Consider the following 13,311-nt stretch of genomic DNA (forward strand, 5'->3'; position numbering starts at 1 on the left):
TGTTCACTTCACGAGCAATATGCGTACTTTTCGCCATCTTTGCCCAAAAAGGCAGCATTTAACACAAAACCATAAGAAAAACTCTTTACAGGTTTAACGTGTTTGCTATGATGCGCTCCGCACTTGAGAGATGCGTTGGGAAAAACATCTCTTTAGCCTATCCATTACGAGTTAGGAAAAAACACCCTGGAGGGGTTCCCGAGTGGCCAAAGGGAGCAGACTGTAAATCTGCCGGCACTGCCTTCGATGGTTCGAATCCGTCTCCCTCCACCATATTCTTCTTACCTCTTTTAAGAGTTAAGAGAACAACCTAGTTGATGGGCTTATGGGAAAACATCAATTTAGGCTTACTTTGTGAAGAGTAAGACATACCCTGGAGGGGTTCCCGAGTGGCCAAAGGGAGCAGACTGTAAATCTGCCGGCACTGCCTTCGATGGTTCGAATCCGTCTCCCTCCACCATATTCTTCTTACCTCTTTCGAGAGTTAAGAGAACAACCTAATTGATGGGCTTATGGGAAAACATCAATTTAGGCTTACTTTGTGAAGAGTAAGACACACCCTGGAGGGGTTCCCGAGTGGCCAAAGGGAGCAGACTGTAAATCTGCCGGCACTGCCTTCGATGGTTCGAATCCGTCTCCCTCCACCATATTCTTCTTACCTCTTTCGAGAGTTAAGAGAACAACCTAGTTGATGGGCTTATGGGAAAACATCAATTTAGGCTTACTTTGTGAAAAGTAAGACACACCCTGGAGGGGTTCCCGAGTGGCCAAAGGGAGCAGACTGTAAATCTGCCGGCACTGCCTTCGATGGTTCGAATCCGTCTCCCTCCACCATATTCTTCTTACCTCTTTCGAGAGTTAAGAGAGCAACCTAGTTGATGGGCTTATGGGAAAACATCAATTTAGGCTTACTTTGTGAAGAGTAAGACACACCCTGGAGGGGTTCCCGAGTGGCCAAAGGGAGCAGACTGTAAATCTGCCGGCACTGCCTTCGATGGTTCGAATCCGTCTCCCTCCACCATATTCTTCTTACCTCTTTCTAGAGTTAAGAGAACAACCTGATTGATGGGCTTATGGGAAAACATCAATTTAGGCTTACTTTGTGAAGAGTAAGACACACCCTGGAGGGGTTCCCGAGTGGCCAAAGGGAGCAGACTGTAAATCTGCCGGCACTGCCTTCGATGGTTCGAATCCGTCTCCCTCCACCATACTCTCCTTAATTGGAAAATCGAAAAGCCAACTCATTGAGTTGGCTTTTTTCGTTTCCGAGCTTTATATCTTTCTAAACGCATCTTTCTAAACATTGCCCTCAACTTCCTAAACACTAACCCACTACTACAAAAAACTTGATCAGTCTGACTCATTCGGACATCAGTGCTCCCATACTTAAGCATGACGCTCACAAACCAGATAAGCAGCGCAACCTAAGTAGTTTGTAGAAACTTGCTCTTTGCATTTACTCTCAATGTCCTGTTTCTGATGCACCGTGATCTCAGGCGCCAATACGGATTTAAAGAACTTTGTCATTACTCATTACATCCAGATGAAATCAGTTAGTTAGTTAGTTAGTTAGTTAGTTAGTCTCAGGTTAATCCAATATTTGAATAAGATACATCTCTTATATTTGTCTTGATGACACTCTTCCTCTACTCATGTTATTTCTCTGTTCCGCATGTTTCGTCATATTGGTATTGCTCCGTGAATCTAAAACTCTCCCCCCTCAAAAAAAGCTTAAAGCCAATTTCCCAGACGCAACTTACAGATACATATTATTAGGCGCAAAAAAGCCCCTACAGATTTCTCCGTAGGGGCTTTCAATAATCAAAGTAATATCTAGTTAACTCATTTTTAGTTAACTATCGAGATTAACCTTGAATACCAACAATTAGCCAAGGCGCATTGTCAGTAGTTAGATCGCGTTCTAAATGCCAGATATCAGTGATATCTTCTTCGATGCCATCCGCTGTATCACGGTAACGACCGCTAAACTGTAGGCTTAATTGAGCCTTGCTACCGTCATGGTCAGCACGAACGATTTCAGCATCAACGTACATTACGTCTGTGTGCTGATCACCCTCTAGCTTGTTACGCTCAGCTTTCAGATCTTCAAATAAGCTTGGAGATACGTACTCTTCAATCGTGTTAAGCTCGTTGTGGTTCCATGCACCTTGCAGTGTACGGTAGTGCTCACGAGAGCCATTGATGAAGGCCGCTTGATCAAAACCCGGTGGGTAATTATGCGGAACATCGCTTTGAGCACCAAAGCCAAAGCCGCCAGCAGCACCTTGTGGTTGAGATTGAGGTTGTGCTTGCTCGAAGTTATGAACATTTGGCTGTTGCTTAGGTTGCTCATACTTGTTCTGACCCATACCACCGAATGCTGGCTGTTGGCCACGTCCATTCTGCTGATTCATTGAGCCCTGCTTGGCCCCCAACATTCCACGCAGGAATTTAAACGCTAGGAAAGCGATTAGACCCATAATCAGAATATCCATAAACTGGATACCTTCAAATGCGCCGCCAAAGAATGCAGCTAAAAGACCACCGGCAAGTAAACCACCTAGTAGACCGCCCATAAGGCCTTTCTTGCTAGAGTTAGCTGCTGTGTTCTTACCCGTCTGATCTTGTCGGATCGAGTTAGTGTTTTGTTGTTTTGGTGCTGGAGCCGTTTTGAAGCTTTTGCCAAATGACTTACCACCACCAAACTTTTTCGCTTCCGCGATTGGCGTCACCGCGACTGTTACCAACAGGATCGCGACTAGTGAGAAAAATCGTTTCATTATTATCCTTTATAGGGTTCTTTATCTTTCGACACCTTAATCATACTCGTTAACAAAGAACAATGAAATATTCACGGCGTTTACACATGTATCATAATATTGCTGCTATTAATTGGTTACTTAATTAGCGAAGGGATTGACGGCAATCGGGGGCAGCATTAAAATATTGAACGATGTTCATTTATAGAAAGTACTCATGGCAAGAAGAAACGATCATACTCGCGAACAATTAGTGCAATTAACTTTAAAGACAGTGACCGACTTCTTAGCTGAGCACTCCTACCACGAGTTAAGTCTACGTAAAATTGCCAATATGATTGGCTACGTTCCTAGTACCCTAGTTAATGTATTTGGTAACTACAACCTATTGCTCTTGCATGTTGTTGCGCAAACCCTAGACGAACTCGCTGCCGAATCCGCATCTGTCGTAGAACAATCGAGCAATCCTCAACAAGCATTGTTTAACCTTGCTTACTGTTATCACGACTACGCACAAAAGCACCCTCACCGCTGGCAGCTTATCTTCGAACACAACATGAATGGCGAAAACCTTCCTGAGTGGCAATCGAACCGAATCGATCGAATGACTGGCATGTTAGAACAATTACTTATAGCGATCGCACCAGAGCACACAGAAAGCGAAGTGGTTAAAGCGAGCCGTGTATTATGGTCAGGTGTGCATGGAATTACGCTACTTAGCGTTGATGACAAGTTTTTCGCGTCAGAGCCTATTGATGGTAAAGAGTTGATTAATAACCTAATCTCAAATTACTTGACCAACTGGTAATCATCCAAGGAAAGACAATGAACAACAGCAGCCACTCTTCGCTGTTAACGCAAAAAAGGTTCCTACCCTATTTTATCACCCAGTTTCTAGGAGCCTTTAATGACAACATATTCAAAAATGTGCTGTTGTTGTTTGTTGCCTTTGCGAGCATAGACACTCTTCCTATTTCCAGTAATTTATTCATTAACTTAGCTGCTGGCCTTTTTATTCTGCCCTTCTTCTTATTTTCTGCTTTAGCTGGCGTACTGGCTGATAAATACGAAAAATCTTGGTTTATCCGTAAAGTTAAGCTCCTTGAAGTACTAATAATGTCATTGGGTGCGGTCGGATTTATCTACGAAAGCTACGGTATACTGCTTTTGCTTCTGTTTCTAATGGGAACGCAAAGTGCTTTCTTTGGCCCGGTGAAATATGCCCTGCTTCCTCAACAGTTAGAGACAAAAGAAATAGTAACCGGCAATGCGTTAGTCGAAACAGGCACATTCTTAGCGATCCTGATTGGCACTCTAGGCGCGGGGGTTATCGCGTCAGAAGAGAGCTCAAAGCTTATTGCCGCTGTGTGTATTGTTTTGTTTGCTGTTCTTGGGTACGTATCAAGCTGCTTTATTCCTGAAGCGCCAAGCAATGCTCCAGATCTAAAAGTGAAATGGCAGCCAGTGAAACTAACTCGCACCACACTGGCTATTGCTAAAAAAGATCGCCCTACTTTCCAAGCATTAATGTCTATTAGTTGGTTTTGGTTCCTTGGTGCAGCTTACCTAACTCAGTTCCCCAATTTCACCAAGCTGCATTTAAATGGCACAGAAAGCTCCGTTGCGTTTTTACTGGCGCTGTTTTCGGTAGGTATTGCGATAGGGTCTTTGGCTTGCGATAAACTATCTAATCATCGAATTGAAATCGGTATCGTGCCAATAGGCAGCCTTGGTATCTCAATATTTGGCTTGTTGATGGCAATATCGATTCCCGAATCACTGCCTGATTTTAGCTCTTTCCACCAATTCGTGACGTATTCTGAGCTGTGGCCACTATTTTTTCACCTCTTATTATTAGGCATATCAGGTGGTATCTTCATCGTTCCGCTTTATTCCTTAATGCAGTTGCGTGCCAAACCAAACGAGCGTGCACAGGTGATCGCAGGGCTCAACATCTACAACTCACTATTCATGGTGGGAAGCGCCGTTCTCGGTATCATCTGCCTAACTGTTCTTGAACTTTCGATTCCGCAACTGTTTGTATTACTCGCACTGTTTAACACGTTAGTTGTGTTTTACCTTTTCTATCAAGTACCTATCTATGCGTTCCGTTTTTTCACATGGGTAGTCACTCACACCATGTACCGTGTAAAGCATAAGAACCTACATCACCTACCAGAGAAAGGTGGAGCACTCATCGTATGTAACCATGTGAGCTATATGGATGCATTATTATTGAGTGCCGTTTGTCCTCGCCTTATCCGTTTTGTAATGGAAGAAGACTATGCAAAGCTTCCACCATTGCGACGCTTCTTGAGACGAGCTGGAGTTATTCCTATCTCATCAACAAATCGTAGTTCGATGCGTAATGCCTTCAAAGATGTTGAAGATGTACTGCGTGAAGGGCATATCGTCTGTATTTTCCCAGAAGGAAAGCTTACTTCAGACGGAGAAGTCGCCGAATTCATGCGTGGTATGGAACTCATCATCAGACGCTCTCCAGTCCCTGTCATTCCAATGGCACTTAAAGGATTGTGGGGCAGCTACTTCAGCCGTTTCAAAGGAAGAGCGTGCAAAGGCTTACCAACCCGTTTTTGGACGAAGCTAGAGATAGAAGCTGGCGAACCTATTCTACCGAAAGATGCAAATTGCGAGACACTCCGCCAGGCTGTTGCAGATCTTCGAGGCTCAAACCGCTAAGTTAAGTAAACTAAGCAGCGATTAGTTGAATGATTAAATAGTTAATATCGTTAAATAACGAGTTCTCTAGACAACATTTATGAAGCCGCATTCAACCGAGTAACATCCAGCCGCATCTATATCGATGGAAGAGTATATCCATGAACAAGCGTTAAGTTTTACTTAACGTTTGTTCAATTCATTTAGACTTACTTACCATTGAGTTAAGCGTATAGTCTTCCAATACGCTGCCATAACCATAAATGACAACCTAAATATAATGAATTTAAAAAAGTCTGTTCCATTTTATATTGCTGCTCTATTTTGCTTAACCCCTTGGGTAAGCTCACCGACTGCACTTGTTATTGGCTTCCTATTGGCGAGTCTAGGCTTGGTACCTGAGCACTTAGAAGTCGGCAAGTTAACGAAGAAGCTATTGGCCTACTCGATTGTTGGTTTAGGTTTTGGCATCCAGTTTGAAAAGGCACTGGCGGTAACAGGTGATGGCATTGGCTTGATTGTCACAACGATCATTGGCACGTTGGTCATTGGGTGGTTCTTAGCAAAACGTATGGGATTGGATCGCACCACGGGCTACCTTATCTCTTCTGGTACCGCTATTTGTGGTGGTAGCGCTATCGCAGCGGTCGCTCCTGCAATCAAAGCAGACGATGAGCAAATTGGCTTGGCATTAGCCACTGTGTTCGTATTGAACTCAGTCGCTCTGTTCTTATTCCCTATGATTGGCCATGCTCTTGAGCTAAGCCAGCAAACTTTCGGTACATGGGCGGCAATCGCAATTCATGATACTTCTTCGGTTGTCGGTGCAGCATCGGCGTATGGCGAAGAGGCACTCACGACAGCAACAACACTCAAGCTAGCTCGTGCACTTTGGATCATCCCAATCGCGCTGATCAGTGCAATGATTTTTAAGAACGATCAAAAGAAAATTACAGTCCCTTATTTCATTTTCTTCTATTGTGCCGCTATCGCCGTTAGCGACTTATTGCCGCAATTTGAGATGGTCTACCAGGGAATTTTTGATATATCTAAACGTGCACTCGTAGTGTGCCTGTTCTTGATCGGTTGTGGTATCTCAGTTGAGAAGCTCAAAGCAGCAGGACCAAAACCGTTAATGTTTGGTATTACGATGTGGGTAATGATTTCTACTGGGTCATTAGCGTGGTTAACACTCGTCTAATGCGAAGGGAAACGCTATCTATTGGTTAGCTTGCAACAAGCTAACGAGAAAAATAAAAAGGCAAAGCTCCAATGGGCTTTGCCTTTATCGTTTATTTCCTAAGTATCTATGGTTGCTTAAACATCTTTTGTTAATTAGGCACCTGTTGTTAATTAAGCATCCATTGTTGCTTAAGGATCTAATGTTACTTAAGTATCTGTGCTCGAAGCAGTCACTAATCAAACAGGGGCTTATCACTCTTTTTGCTCTCTTTTTTCATCAAAACAAGCACTACAACCAATACAAATGCGGTAAGCTCAGCTAATGATCGAGTCAATCCCGACGATGTTACTGCTTGGCCTATCTGCAGTAAGACCGCAACAATGAGGGCGATTTTCATAATAAGACCTTATTCTATAATCCGTTCTTTATAGGGCTTATTATGATGGATGGTTATAAAGATAATAAATTCTGTTTTGAACTATCTAATTGCTAAATTAACTAAACTAGTCCGATTGACCCTCTAACCACTTAATAAAAGTTCTGACCTTAGGCCGTTTTTCAGTGCCTAACGGACAAATTAAATCATATCCTTTGTCTGTATCCATACTCGGATAAGGCGTGATCAGTTCACCCGTCTCTATATATTGCTTAACAAAGTGATAGCGTCCCATCGCAACACCAATATTGTACAGTGCACTCTTTACACCCATATCTCGATGACTCACGCAATAAAACTGATCATACAGATCAACATCCAAACCGTTGTGCTTAATCCATCGTTGCCAAACATCGGACCCCAATGCATGTATAAAATTAATCCTATGTAACGACTCTACTCCATCATCAAAGATATTGTGTTCAGCAGCATAACTCGGTGTACATACCGGTATGTACTTTTCACCAAACAAGCGTTGTCGGTGCATATCTTTGAGGTCTTCAGCACCATAATAAATAGCAACATCTAAGTGGTTTTGATGAAAATCCTGCTCCTCTTGCGAGAAAATGTTGAGATTAAACTTAGGGTATCTCTGTTTAAAATCAGCCAGTCTTGGCAATAACCAACTGTTAGCAAATGCAGGGCTCGTACCAATATTGATCTGTCCGTACAAGTCTGTGTTAGTAATGTCTTCAATCTCACCAAAAATAGAACTTAACGACTTCGACAAGGTTCGTTTAAAACGCTGACCTTCTTCAGTTAACGCAAGCTTACGAGTTCCTCGCACAAACAAATTAAAACCGAGTTCTCCTTCTAATACTTTAATCCGATGGCTTACTGCACCTTGCGTGAGATGTAATTTTTTCGCCGCCAGTGTGAAGCTCATGTTCTCGGCAGCGACATTAAAAGTATGAAGGTTTCTCAGTAAAGATTGATGGTTAGCCATACGAACTCATGCATTAAAAATTTTAATTCATACTACTACCCGTTTCGTTTGTTTGCATCAAGAAATAAGTTTCTAATACCCACAGTTGCTTAAAATCCTGCTTCGATCAACATTTGGTTCTACGCTTTGACGATCAGGAACATTAAAAAAATTAATTACAAACTTAGGGGTACATATGAATATACTCGGGTATATGCAAAAAGTAGGTAAGGCATTAATGGTTCCAGTCGCCACACTGCCAGCTGCAGCAATCCTTATGGGGATCGGCTATTGGTTGGATCCTGTGGGATGGGGTTCAGAAAGTATTTTAGCCGCATTCTTGATCAAATCTGGCGGTGCTATCATCGACAACATGGCGGTTTTATTCGCGGTAGGTGTCGCATTTGGCTTAAGTCGAGATAAAAATGGCTCTGCCGCATTATCTGGTTTTGTGATGTTCCTTGTCGTCACCACACTTCTTGCTCCGGGCTCTGTTGCTCAATTAATGAATGTTGAACTCAGTGAAGTGCCTGCGGCATTTGGCAAAATCAGCAACCAATTCGTGGGCATCGTTGTTGGTATCATTTCTGCTGAAATCTATAATCGTTATTCAACCGTAGAACTTCCTCAAGCATTAGCCTTCTTCAGCGGTAAACGTTTGGTTCCTATCCTGACTTCAATCGCAGGTATGGCTCTCTCTTTTGCTCTGTTATACATCTGGCCAGCTGTGTACGACTCTTTAATCGTTTTGGGTATTAAACTCGAAGGTATGGGGGCTGTGGGAGCTGGTCTATTTGGCTTCTTTAACCGTCTGTTCCTATCAGTTGGTATGCACCACGCTCTTTATCCTGTGTTCTGGTTCGACGTTGTAGGCATTAATGATATTCCAACCTTCTTAGGCGGCGCACAATCTATCGCTAACGGTACGGGCATTCCGGGTAAAACAGGCATGTACCAAGCGGGCTTCTTCCCTATCATGATGTTTGGCTTACCCGCTGCGGCATTAGCGATGTACCACTGCTCCGATGCGGAAAACAAGAACCAAGTATTTGCAATCATGCTTGCAGCGGCCATGGCTTCATTCTTCACCGGTATCACAGAGCCGCTAGAGTTCAGTTTCATGTTCCTAGCACCAGTATTGTTCCTATTGCACGCAGTATTGACAGGTCTATCGCTTTACATTGCAGCAAGTATGGAATGGATGGCAGGGTTCGGCTTCTCTGCTGGTTTCGTTGACCTAGTACTATCAAGCCAAAACCCACTAGCAACTAACTGGTACATGCTCTTAGTTCAAGGTGTTGTATTCTTCGCGCTTTACTACTGCATTTTCCGCTTCGCTATCATTAAATTCAACCTGCGAACCCCGGGACGTGGTGAAGAGATGGAAGCAGAAAAAGAGCTAGAAACTCCAGAAGCACTGGCTAACCTAACCAATGGCTACATTGAAGCCGTCGGCGGTGCAGACAACATTCTAGAAGTAGATAACTGTATTACTCGCCTACGCTTAACTGTAAAAGACTCAGGGGCAGCTGATAGTGACAAACTGAAGAAACTAGGTGCGGCAGGTGTGGTACCTGTTGGTAAAGGTGGCCTACAAGTTATCATTGGCCTAGGTAAGGTCGATAAGGTCGCTGAACAAATGAAGAAGGCTCTTGCTTAAGTTAAGCAACCAGATGGAAAGATAAAAAACCTTAATGACCAGATGAAATACTAAGAATTTGTGACGGCTTCACCACCGTCACAACCCCCTGAAGCGCAATTACGACTAGTCACCGTGTATTGCGCTTCATTTTATTGTTCTCAGTTCTATTTAGAACGTATCTGCTGTAACCACTGTGCCAACCCTGTGCGCGAAACCTTAATACCTTGCTGTTCTTGCTCTGGCATATGGTAGTACTCGACAGGAAATTTGAACCGTTCAAGACGGCCATTTAATTGCTCGGCAAACCATTCTTTGGGTGGTAAATCCGTACAATCTACAATAGCGACAGGTCGAAATCCGAATTCATCGTCTTCAATTGGAACGATAAACGCCTGATTGATTGCAGATAATTGATTAAGTGCTCGCTCAATTTCTTCACAGTGAATATTCTCACCTCCAGAAATAAATTGATTATCTGCACGGCCAATAATCGACACTTGTTCGCCAACCCACTCACCAAGATCTTTACTGTCGAACCAACCTTGGTCATCCACCAGTGGCGTTAAGTCACCTTGATAGTAATAACCAGAAGCAAGTGTATTACCGCCAATATAGATACGGTGATCTTCAATCTTCAATTGGCGTTGGTCGAGAACAAAGCCTGCCGTTTTGGTGCCATCGATGGGTTTCGCGGTCACTGTCGAAGCCGCTTCTGTCATGCCATATCCAAGCCAAGTTTCGATACCCATTTGTTGAGCTTCAAGCCCTAGCCCTTCTGGGATATGGCTCCCACCTAACAACACATGAGTTAAAGTAAGTGCTTGTTTACTCTTCAGTAATCGATGTAGCTGAGTAGCCACTAATGAGGCATGACTGCAACCTTCGATGTCTGACTCAAGCTTACCTGACCCTATTTTGATGCAGCCACCAGCCGCCAACCAACGATGGACAATCGCTAATCCCGATACGTGGTACATCGGCAAGCTAAGTAGCCATGTATCAGCTTGTTCAAAGTGGAAAACGTCGAGTAACCCCTGAGCTGAACATAAGTGTTGCTGCAACGTGTGCGCCACCGCCTTCGGGTTTCCGGTAGAGCCAGAAGTGAATACGATGCTCGCTAAAGATTGAGGACTAAAGTGTACGTTTTCCGGTGTTTTTGGTTTGTCATCATCATCGACCTTAACTTCGTTCAAGCAAGGCAACGTTACCAATATAGTCTTGAGTTCAACAGCATCAAAATGATCTAGCCCACAGCTATCTAATAACCACAGGTATCGCCTATCTGATTGGCCATAAAGGGATTCAAGCTTCTGCGTTAAACGAGCTTTCGGCTGAGGCATGGTAAACGCACAAACCACACCTAAATTTAAGGCCGCAAGATACACTGGAATCACTTCAGCTTGGTTCTTACCGGCAATCGTCAGTACATCACCTTTAGATAGGCCTTGTTGAGACAACTGTTGTTGGTACTCACTCACTAACGTTGATACTTGCAGCCAAGTGCAATTTCGGTCAGGAGTCACTAACGCTGTTTGATGTGGGTTCTGTTGCGCCCACTGTACCCAGAACGGGTGATGAATAGATTGTGGGCGCATCATAGAATAACCGAAAAATAAATGAAGAACCGACCGAGCTAATTAAATCGCCATTCAACTAGCTCGTAAAACGTACCGCACAATAGCTTTGTCTAAGAAGACCAAATCAATTGCTGCTGCTCAAGAGTTGAAACTGGAAGCTCACAACCTGGCCAAGAGACTTCTAGTTGCTGCTGATACAAGCCAATCGTATCAAGTCCCGGTACTTCGTTTGGTAGATACTGCTGGGCCAAACGAGCAATCTGCGTCAGACCTAGACTAGACTCTATACTTGAACTCAATATAGGTTTAATCCCAAGTTGCTGTGCTCGCTCAATGATTGCTACACAACGCTCTACAGAACCAATAAGAGTTGGCTTGATCACTACAGCTTTAACACCAGTTAGGTCACTTAGATCAAACTCTGGGCTTCTTACCGCTTCTTGTAGTGTTTCATCCCACGCAATTGCCACACCATGGTCGATAGCAAATGCCAAGCTGTCTTCAGGTTTCAGGCAAGGCTCTTCAATAAAGCTAATGCGTTGACGCAACGACGGCGAAATGTACTTAATAAATTGCTTCGCTTTTTCTGGCTTCCACGCACGGTTAGCATCTAGCCTCAAACTTAAGTCAGGAATTGATTCAAGGAATAAGCTCACCAGCATGCCATCACGAATGGCTTCATAAAGGCCCACTTTTACCTTGGCAACCTTCTCGCCTTTCATCCCATTGAGAACAGGAATCAGCTCATCCGGATCTCCTGTGCACAAAGGCGCAGCTTGATAATTACCTTCAGCGTTGAGATCACCGCGTAACTCCATCATCGCCATTGAAAGGCCAAACGCGACAGAAGGATATAGCTCTTCAAACGACGTTTGAGGATTATTGTGGCTCCAAAGCTCTAATTCGTGTTGAAGCTGGATGCCAGCTTGTTCGACATCTTCTTGGCTAAAGCCCGGTAACGGAGCAACTTCGCCAAAACCCGATTTACCATCGCACTCAAGTTGGATGATATAACCCATTCTTTCGCTCAACTTATTATCACGAAGTATCACACCGCTATCCATAGGCAATTGATAACGATAGAGTTTAGCTTGGCGCTGAGAATTCACTGAGTTCATTAGATTTCCTAAAAAACGAGAGCATTAAACAAAACGAGCCGCTATTAGCGACTCATTCTGAAGAGGAAAAGACTATGGATTACGCGGGAATTTGTCGAAATCAGGTCGACGTTTCTCGTTGAATGCGTTTCGGCCTTCTTGACCTTCCTCTGTCATGTAAAACATCATTGTTGCGTTACCAGCTAGCTCTTGAAGCCCAGCTTGGCCATCACAGTCCGCATTGAGTGCCGCTTTTAGACAACGCAGCGCCATTGGGCTGTGTTGAAGTACTTCACGACACCAACGAACGGTTTCTTTTTCTAGATCAGCAACAGGTACAACTGTGTTTACTAGGCCCATGTCCAATGCTTCTTGAGCATCGTAGAAACGACACAAAAACCAAATTTCACGCGCTTTCTTCTGGCCAACGATACGAGCCATGTAAGAAGCACCCCAACCGCCGTCGAAAGAGCCTACTTTAGGACCCGTCTGACCAAACTGTGCGTTTTCAGCTGCAATGGTAAGGTCTGCCATCATGTGAAGAACGTGACCGCCACCTACTGCCCAGCCGGATACCGCTGCGATAACCGGTTTTGGACAAGTACGAATTTGGCGTTGAAAATCCAATACGTTCAAGTGGTGAGTACCTGAATCATCTTGATAGCCGCCGTAATCACCACGGATACTTTGGTCACCACCAGAACAGAACGCTTTCTCACCAAGACCTGTCAAAATGATTACGCCAACCTTCTCGTCATAGCGAGCATCAGCCAGTGCATTGATCATCTCTTTTACGGTTTGTGGACGGAACGCATTGTGGACTTGAGGACGCGCAATCGTGATTTTCGCAATACCATCGTCAGATTTGTGGTACTGAATATCTTCAAATTGACTGCTTTCATCGCGCCAGTTAACGGCTGCGTAAAGTTCTTCTTCTGTGATGCCTACTGTTTTAGCCATGGTGATTCCCATTGTTCTATTAGAGACCACGACTATCGAATAGTCGTGACGGT

Annotated in this window: 11 protein-coding genes and 6 tRNA genes; 10 read left to right on the top strand and 7 right to left on the bottom strand. The window is 44.0% G+C overall.

What is annotated here, in order from left to right:
* Positions 1-188: 188 nt before the first annotated feature.
* The 6 genes from SJY39_RS25500 (at position 189) to SJY39_RS25525 (ending at position 1,208) form a co-directional block, all read left to right on the top strand.
* Positions 189-273, top strand: a tRNA-Tyr gene (locus tag SJY39_RS25500).
* A 102-nt stretch (positions 274-375) separates the two neighbouring features.
* Positions 376-460, top strand: a tRNA-Tyr gene (locus SJY39_RS25505).
* Positions 461-562: 102 nt separating this feature from the next.
* Positions 563-647, top strand: a tRNA-Tyr gene (locus SJY39_RS25510).
* Between the two features lie 102 nt (positions 648-749).
* Positions 750-834, top strand: a tRNA-Tyr gene (locus SJY39_RS25515).
* 102 nt (positions 835-936) lie between these two features.
* A tRNA-Tyr gene (locus SJY39_RS25520) sits at positions 937-1,021 on the top strand.
* A 102-nt stretch (positions 1,022-1,123) separates the two neighbouring features.
* A tRNA-Tyr gene (locus tag SJY39_RS25525) sits at positions 1,124-1,208 on the top strand.
* Positions 1,209-1,386: 178 nt separating this feature from the next.
* On the opposite strand, the gene SJY39_RS25530 is transcribed toward SJY39_RS25525, so the two are convergent.
* Together SJY39_RS25530 and SJY39_RS25535 are read right to left on the bottom strand one after the other, a co-directional pair.
* On the bottom strand, positions 1,387-1,527 hold the full coding sequence (locus SJY39_RS25530; protein WP_198591336.1) for a hypothetical protein: 141 nt from the start codon (positions 1,525-1,527) through the stop codon (positions 1,387-1,389).
* 338 nt (positions 1,528-1,865) lie between these two features.
* Positions 1,866-2,780: a Tim44 domain-containing protein gene (locus tag SJY39_RS25535; protein WP_010439568.1), complete on the bottom strand. Its 915-nt coding sequence runs from the start codon at positions 2,778-2,780 to the stop codon at positions 1,866-1,868.
* Positions 2,781-2,976: 196 nt separating this feature from the next.
* Here SJY39_RS25535 and SJY39_RS25540 point away from each other — a divergent pair, with 196 nt between their 5' ends.
* From SJY39_RS25540 to SJY39_RS25550, 3 genes are all read left to right on the top strand, one after another.
* Positions 2,977-3,567 (top strand): TetR/AcrR family transcriptional regulator, encoded by a 591-nt coding sequence (locus tag SJY39_RS25540; protein WP_010439565.1) that lies wholly within the window; start codon positions 2,977-2,979, stop codon positions 3,565-3,567.
* A gap of 17 nt (positions 3,568-3,584) precedes the next feature.
* Complete coding sequence (locus SJY39_RS25545; RefSeq protein WP_065099487.1) at positions 3,585-5,459, top strand: MFS transporter; 1,875 nt, start codon at positions 3,585-3,587, stop codon at positions 5,457-5,459.
* 259 nt (positions 5,460-5,718) lie between these two features.
* Complete coding sequence (locus SJY39_RS25550; RefSeq protein ID WP_010439560.1) at positions 5,719-6,639, top strand: YeiH family protein; 921 nt, start codon at positions 5,719-5,721, stop codon at positions 6,637-6,639.
* Between the two features lie 214 nt (positions 6,640-6,853).
* On the opposite strand, the gene SJY39_RS25555 is transcribed toward SJY39_RS25550, so the two are convergent.
* Both SJY39_RS25555 and SJY39_RS25560 read right to left on the bottom strand, forming a co-directional pair.
* Positions 6,854-7,018: a hypothetical protein gene (locus SJY39_RS25555; RefSeq protein WP_010439557.1), complete on the bottom strand. Its 165-nt coding sequence runs from the start codon at positions 7,016-7,018 to the stop codon at positions 6,854-6,856.
* A gap of 106 nt (positions 7,019-7,124) precedes the next feature.
* Positions 7,125-8,003 (bottom strand): LysR substrate-binding domain-containing protein, encoded by an 879-nt coding sequence (locus SJY39_RS25560; protein ID WP_010439555.1) that lies wholly within the window; start codon positions 8,001-8,003, stop codon positions 7,125-7,127.
* A gap of 193 nt (positions 8,004-8,196) precedes the next feature.
* Here SJY39_RS25560 and nagE point away from each other — a divergent pair, with 193 nt between their 5' ends.
* Positions 8,197-9,642: an N-acetylglucosamine-specific PTS transporter subunit IIBC gene (gene nagE, locus SJY39_RS25565; protein ID WP_016788994.1), complete on the top strand. Its 1,446-nt coding sequence runs from the start codon at positions 8,197-8,199 to the stop codon at positions 9,640-9,642.
* Between the two features lie 146 nt (positions 9,643-9,788).
* Here nagE and menE read toward each other — a convergent pair whose 3' ends face one another.
* The 3 genes from menE to menB all read right to left on the bottom strand — a co-directional run bounded on the left by menE (position 9,789) and on the right by menB (position 13,258).
* Entirely contained in the window at positions 9,789-11,222 is a 1,434-nt protein-coding gene (menE, locus tag SJY39_RS25570) for an o-succinylbenzoate--CoA ligase (RefSeq protein WP_016767090.1), read from the bottom strand.
* Positions 11,223-11,311: 89 nt separating this feature from the next.
* On the bottom strand, positions 11,312-12,319 hold the full coding sequence (menC, locus tag SJY39_RS25575) for an o-succinylbenzoate synthase (protein WP_016788631.1): 1,008 nt from the start codon (positions 12,317-12,319) through the stop codon (positions 11,312-11,314).
* Positions 12,320-12,391: 72 nt separating this feature from the next.
* Positions 12,392-13,258, bottom strand: a complete 867-nt coding sequence (menB, locus tag SJY39_RS25580; RefSeq protein ID WP_010439547.1) for a 1,4-dihydroxy-2-naphthoyl-CoA synthase — start codon at positions 13,256-13,258, stop codon at positions 12,392-12,394.
* Positions 13,259-13,311: the final 53 nt, after the last annotated feature.

The sequence above is a fragment of the Vibrio sp. R78045 genome, assembly GCF_042466085.1.
Taxonomy (GTDB): Bacteria; Pseudomonadota; Gammaproteobacteria; order Enterobacterales; family Vibrionaceae; genus Vibrio; species Vibrio cyclitrophicus.

Bases quoted from the DNA above. Each gene is read 5' to 3' on its own strand.
- SJY39_RS25530 (WP_198591336.1), bottom strand. From the start codon at position 1,527: ATGACAAAGTTCTTTAAATCCGTATTGGCGCCTGAGATCACGGTGCAT.
- SJY39_RS25535 (WP_010439568.1), bottom strand. From the start codon at position 2,780: ATGAAACGATTTTTCTCACTAGTCGCGATCCTGTTGGTAACAGTCGCG.
- SJY39_RS25540 (WP_010439565.1), top strand. From the start codon at position 2,977: ATGGCAAGAAGAAACGATCATACTCGCGAACAATTAGTGCAATTAACT.
- SJY39_RS25545 (WP_065099487.1), top strand. From the start codon at position 3,585: ATGAACAACAGCAGCCACTCTTCGCTGTTAACGCAAAAAAGGTTCCTA.
- SJY39_RS25550 (WP_010439560.1), top strand. From the start codon at position 5,719: ATGAATTTAAAAAAGTCTGTTCCATTTTATATTGCTGCTCTATTTTGC.
- SJY39_RS25555 (WP_010439557.1), bottom strand. From the start codon at position 7,018: ATGAAAATCGCCCTCATTGTTGCGGTCTTACTGCAGATAGGCCAAGCA.
- SJY39_RS25560 (WP_010439555.1), bottom strand. From the start codon at position 8,003: ATGGCTAACCATCAATCTTTACTGAGAAACCTTCATACTTTTAATGTC.
- nagE (WP_016788994.1), top strand. From the start codon at position 8,197: ATGCAAAAAGTAGGTAAGGCATTAATGGTTCCAGTCGCCACACTGCCA.
- menE (WP_016767090.1), bottom strand. From the start codon at position 11,222: ATGATGCGCCCACAATCTATTCATCACCCGTTCTGGGTACAGTGGGCG.
- menC (WP_016788631.1), bottom strand. From the start codon at position 12,319: ATGAACTCAGTGAATTCTCAGCGCCAAGCTAAACTCTATCGTTATCAA.
- menB (WP_010439547.1), bottom strand. From the start codon at position 13,258: ATGGCTAAAACAGTAGGCATCACAGAAGAAGAACTTTACGCAGCCGTT.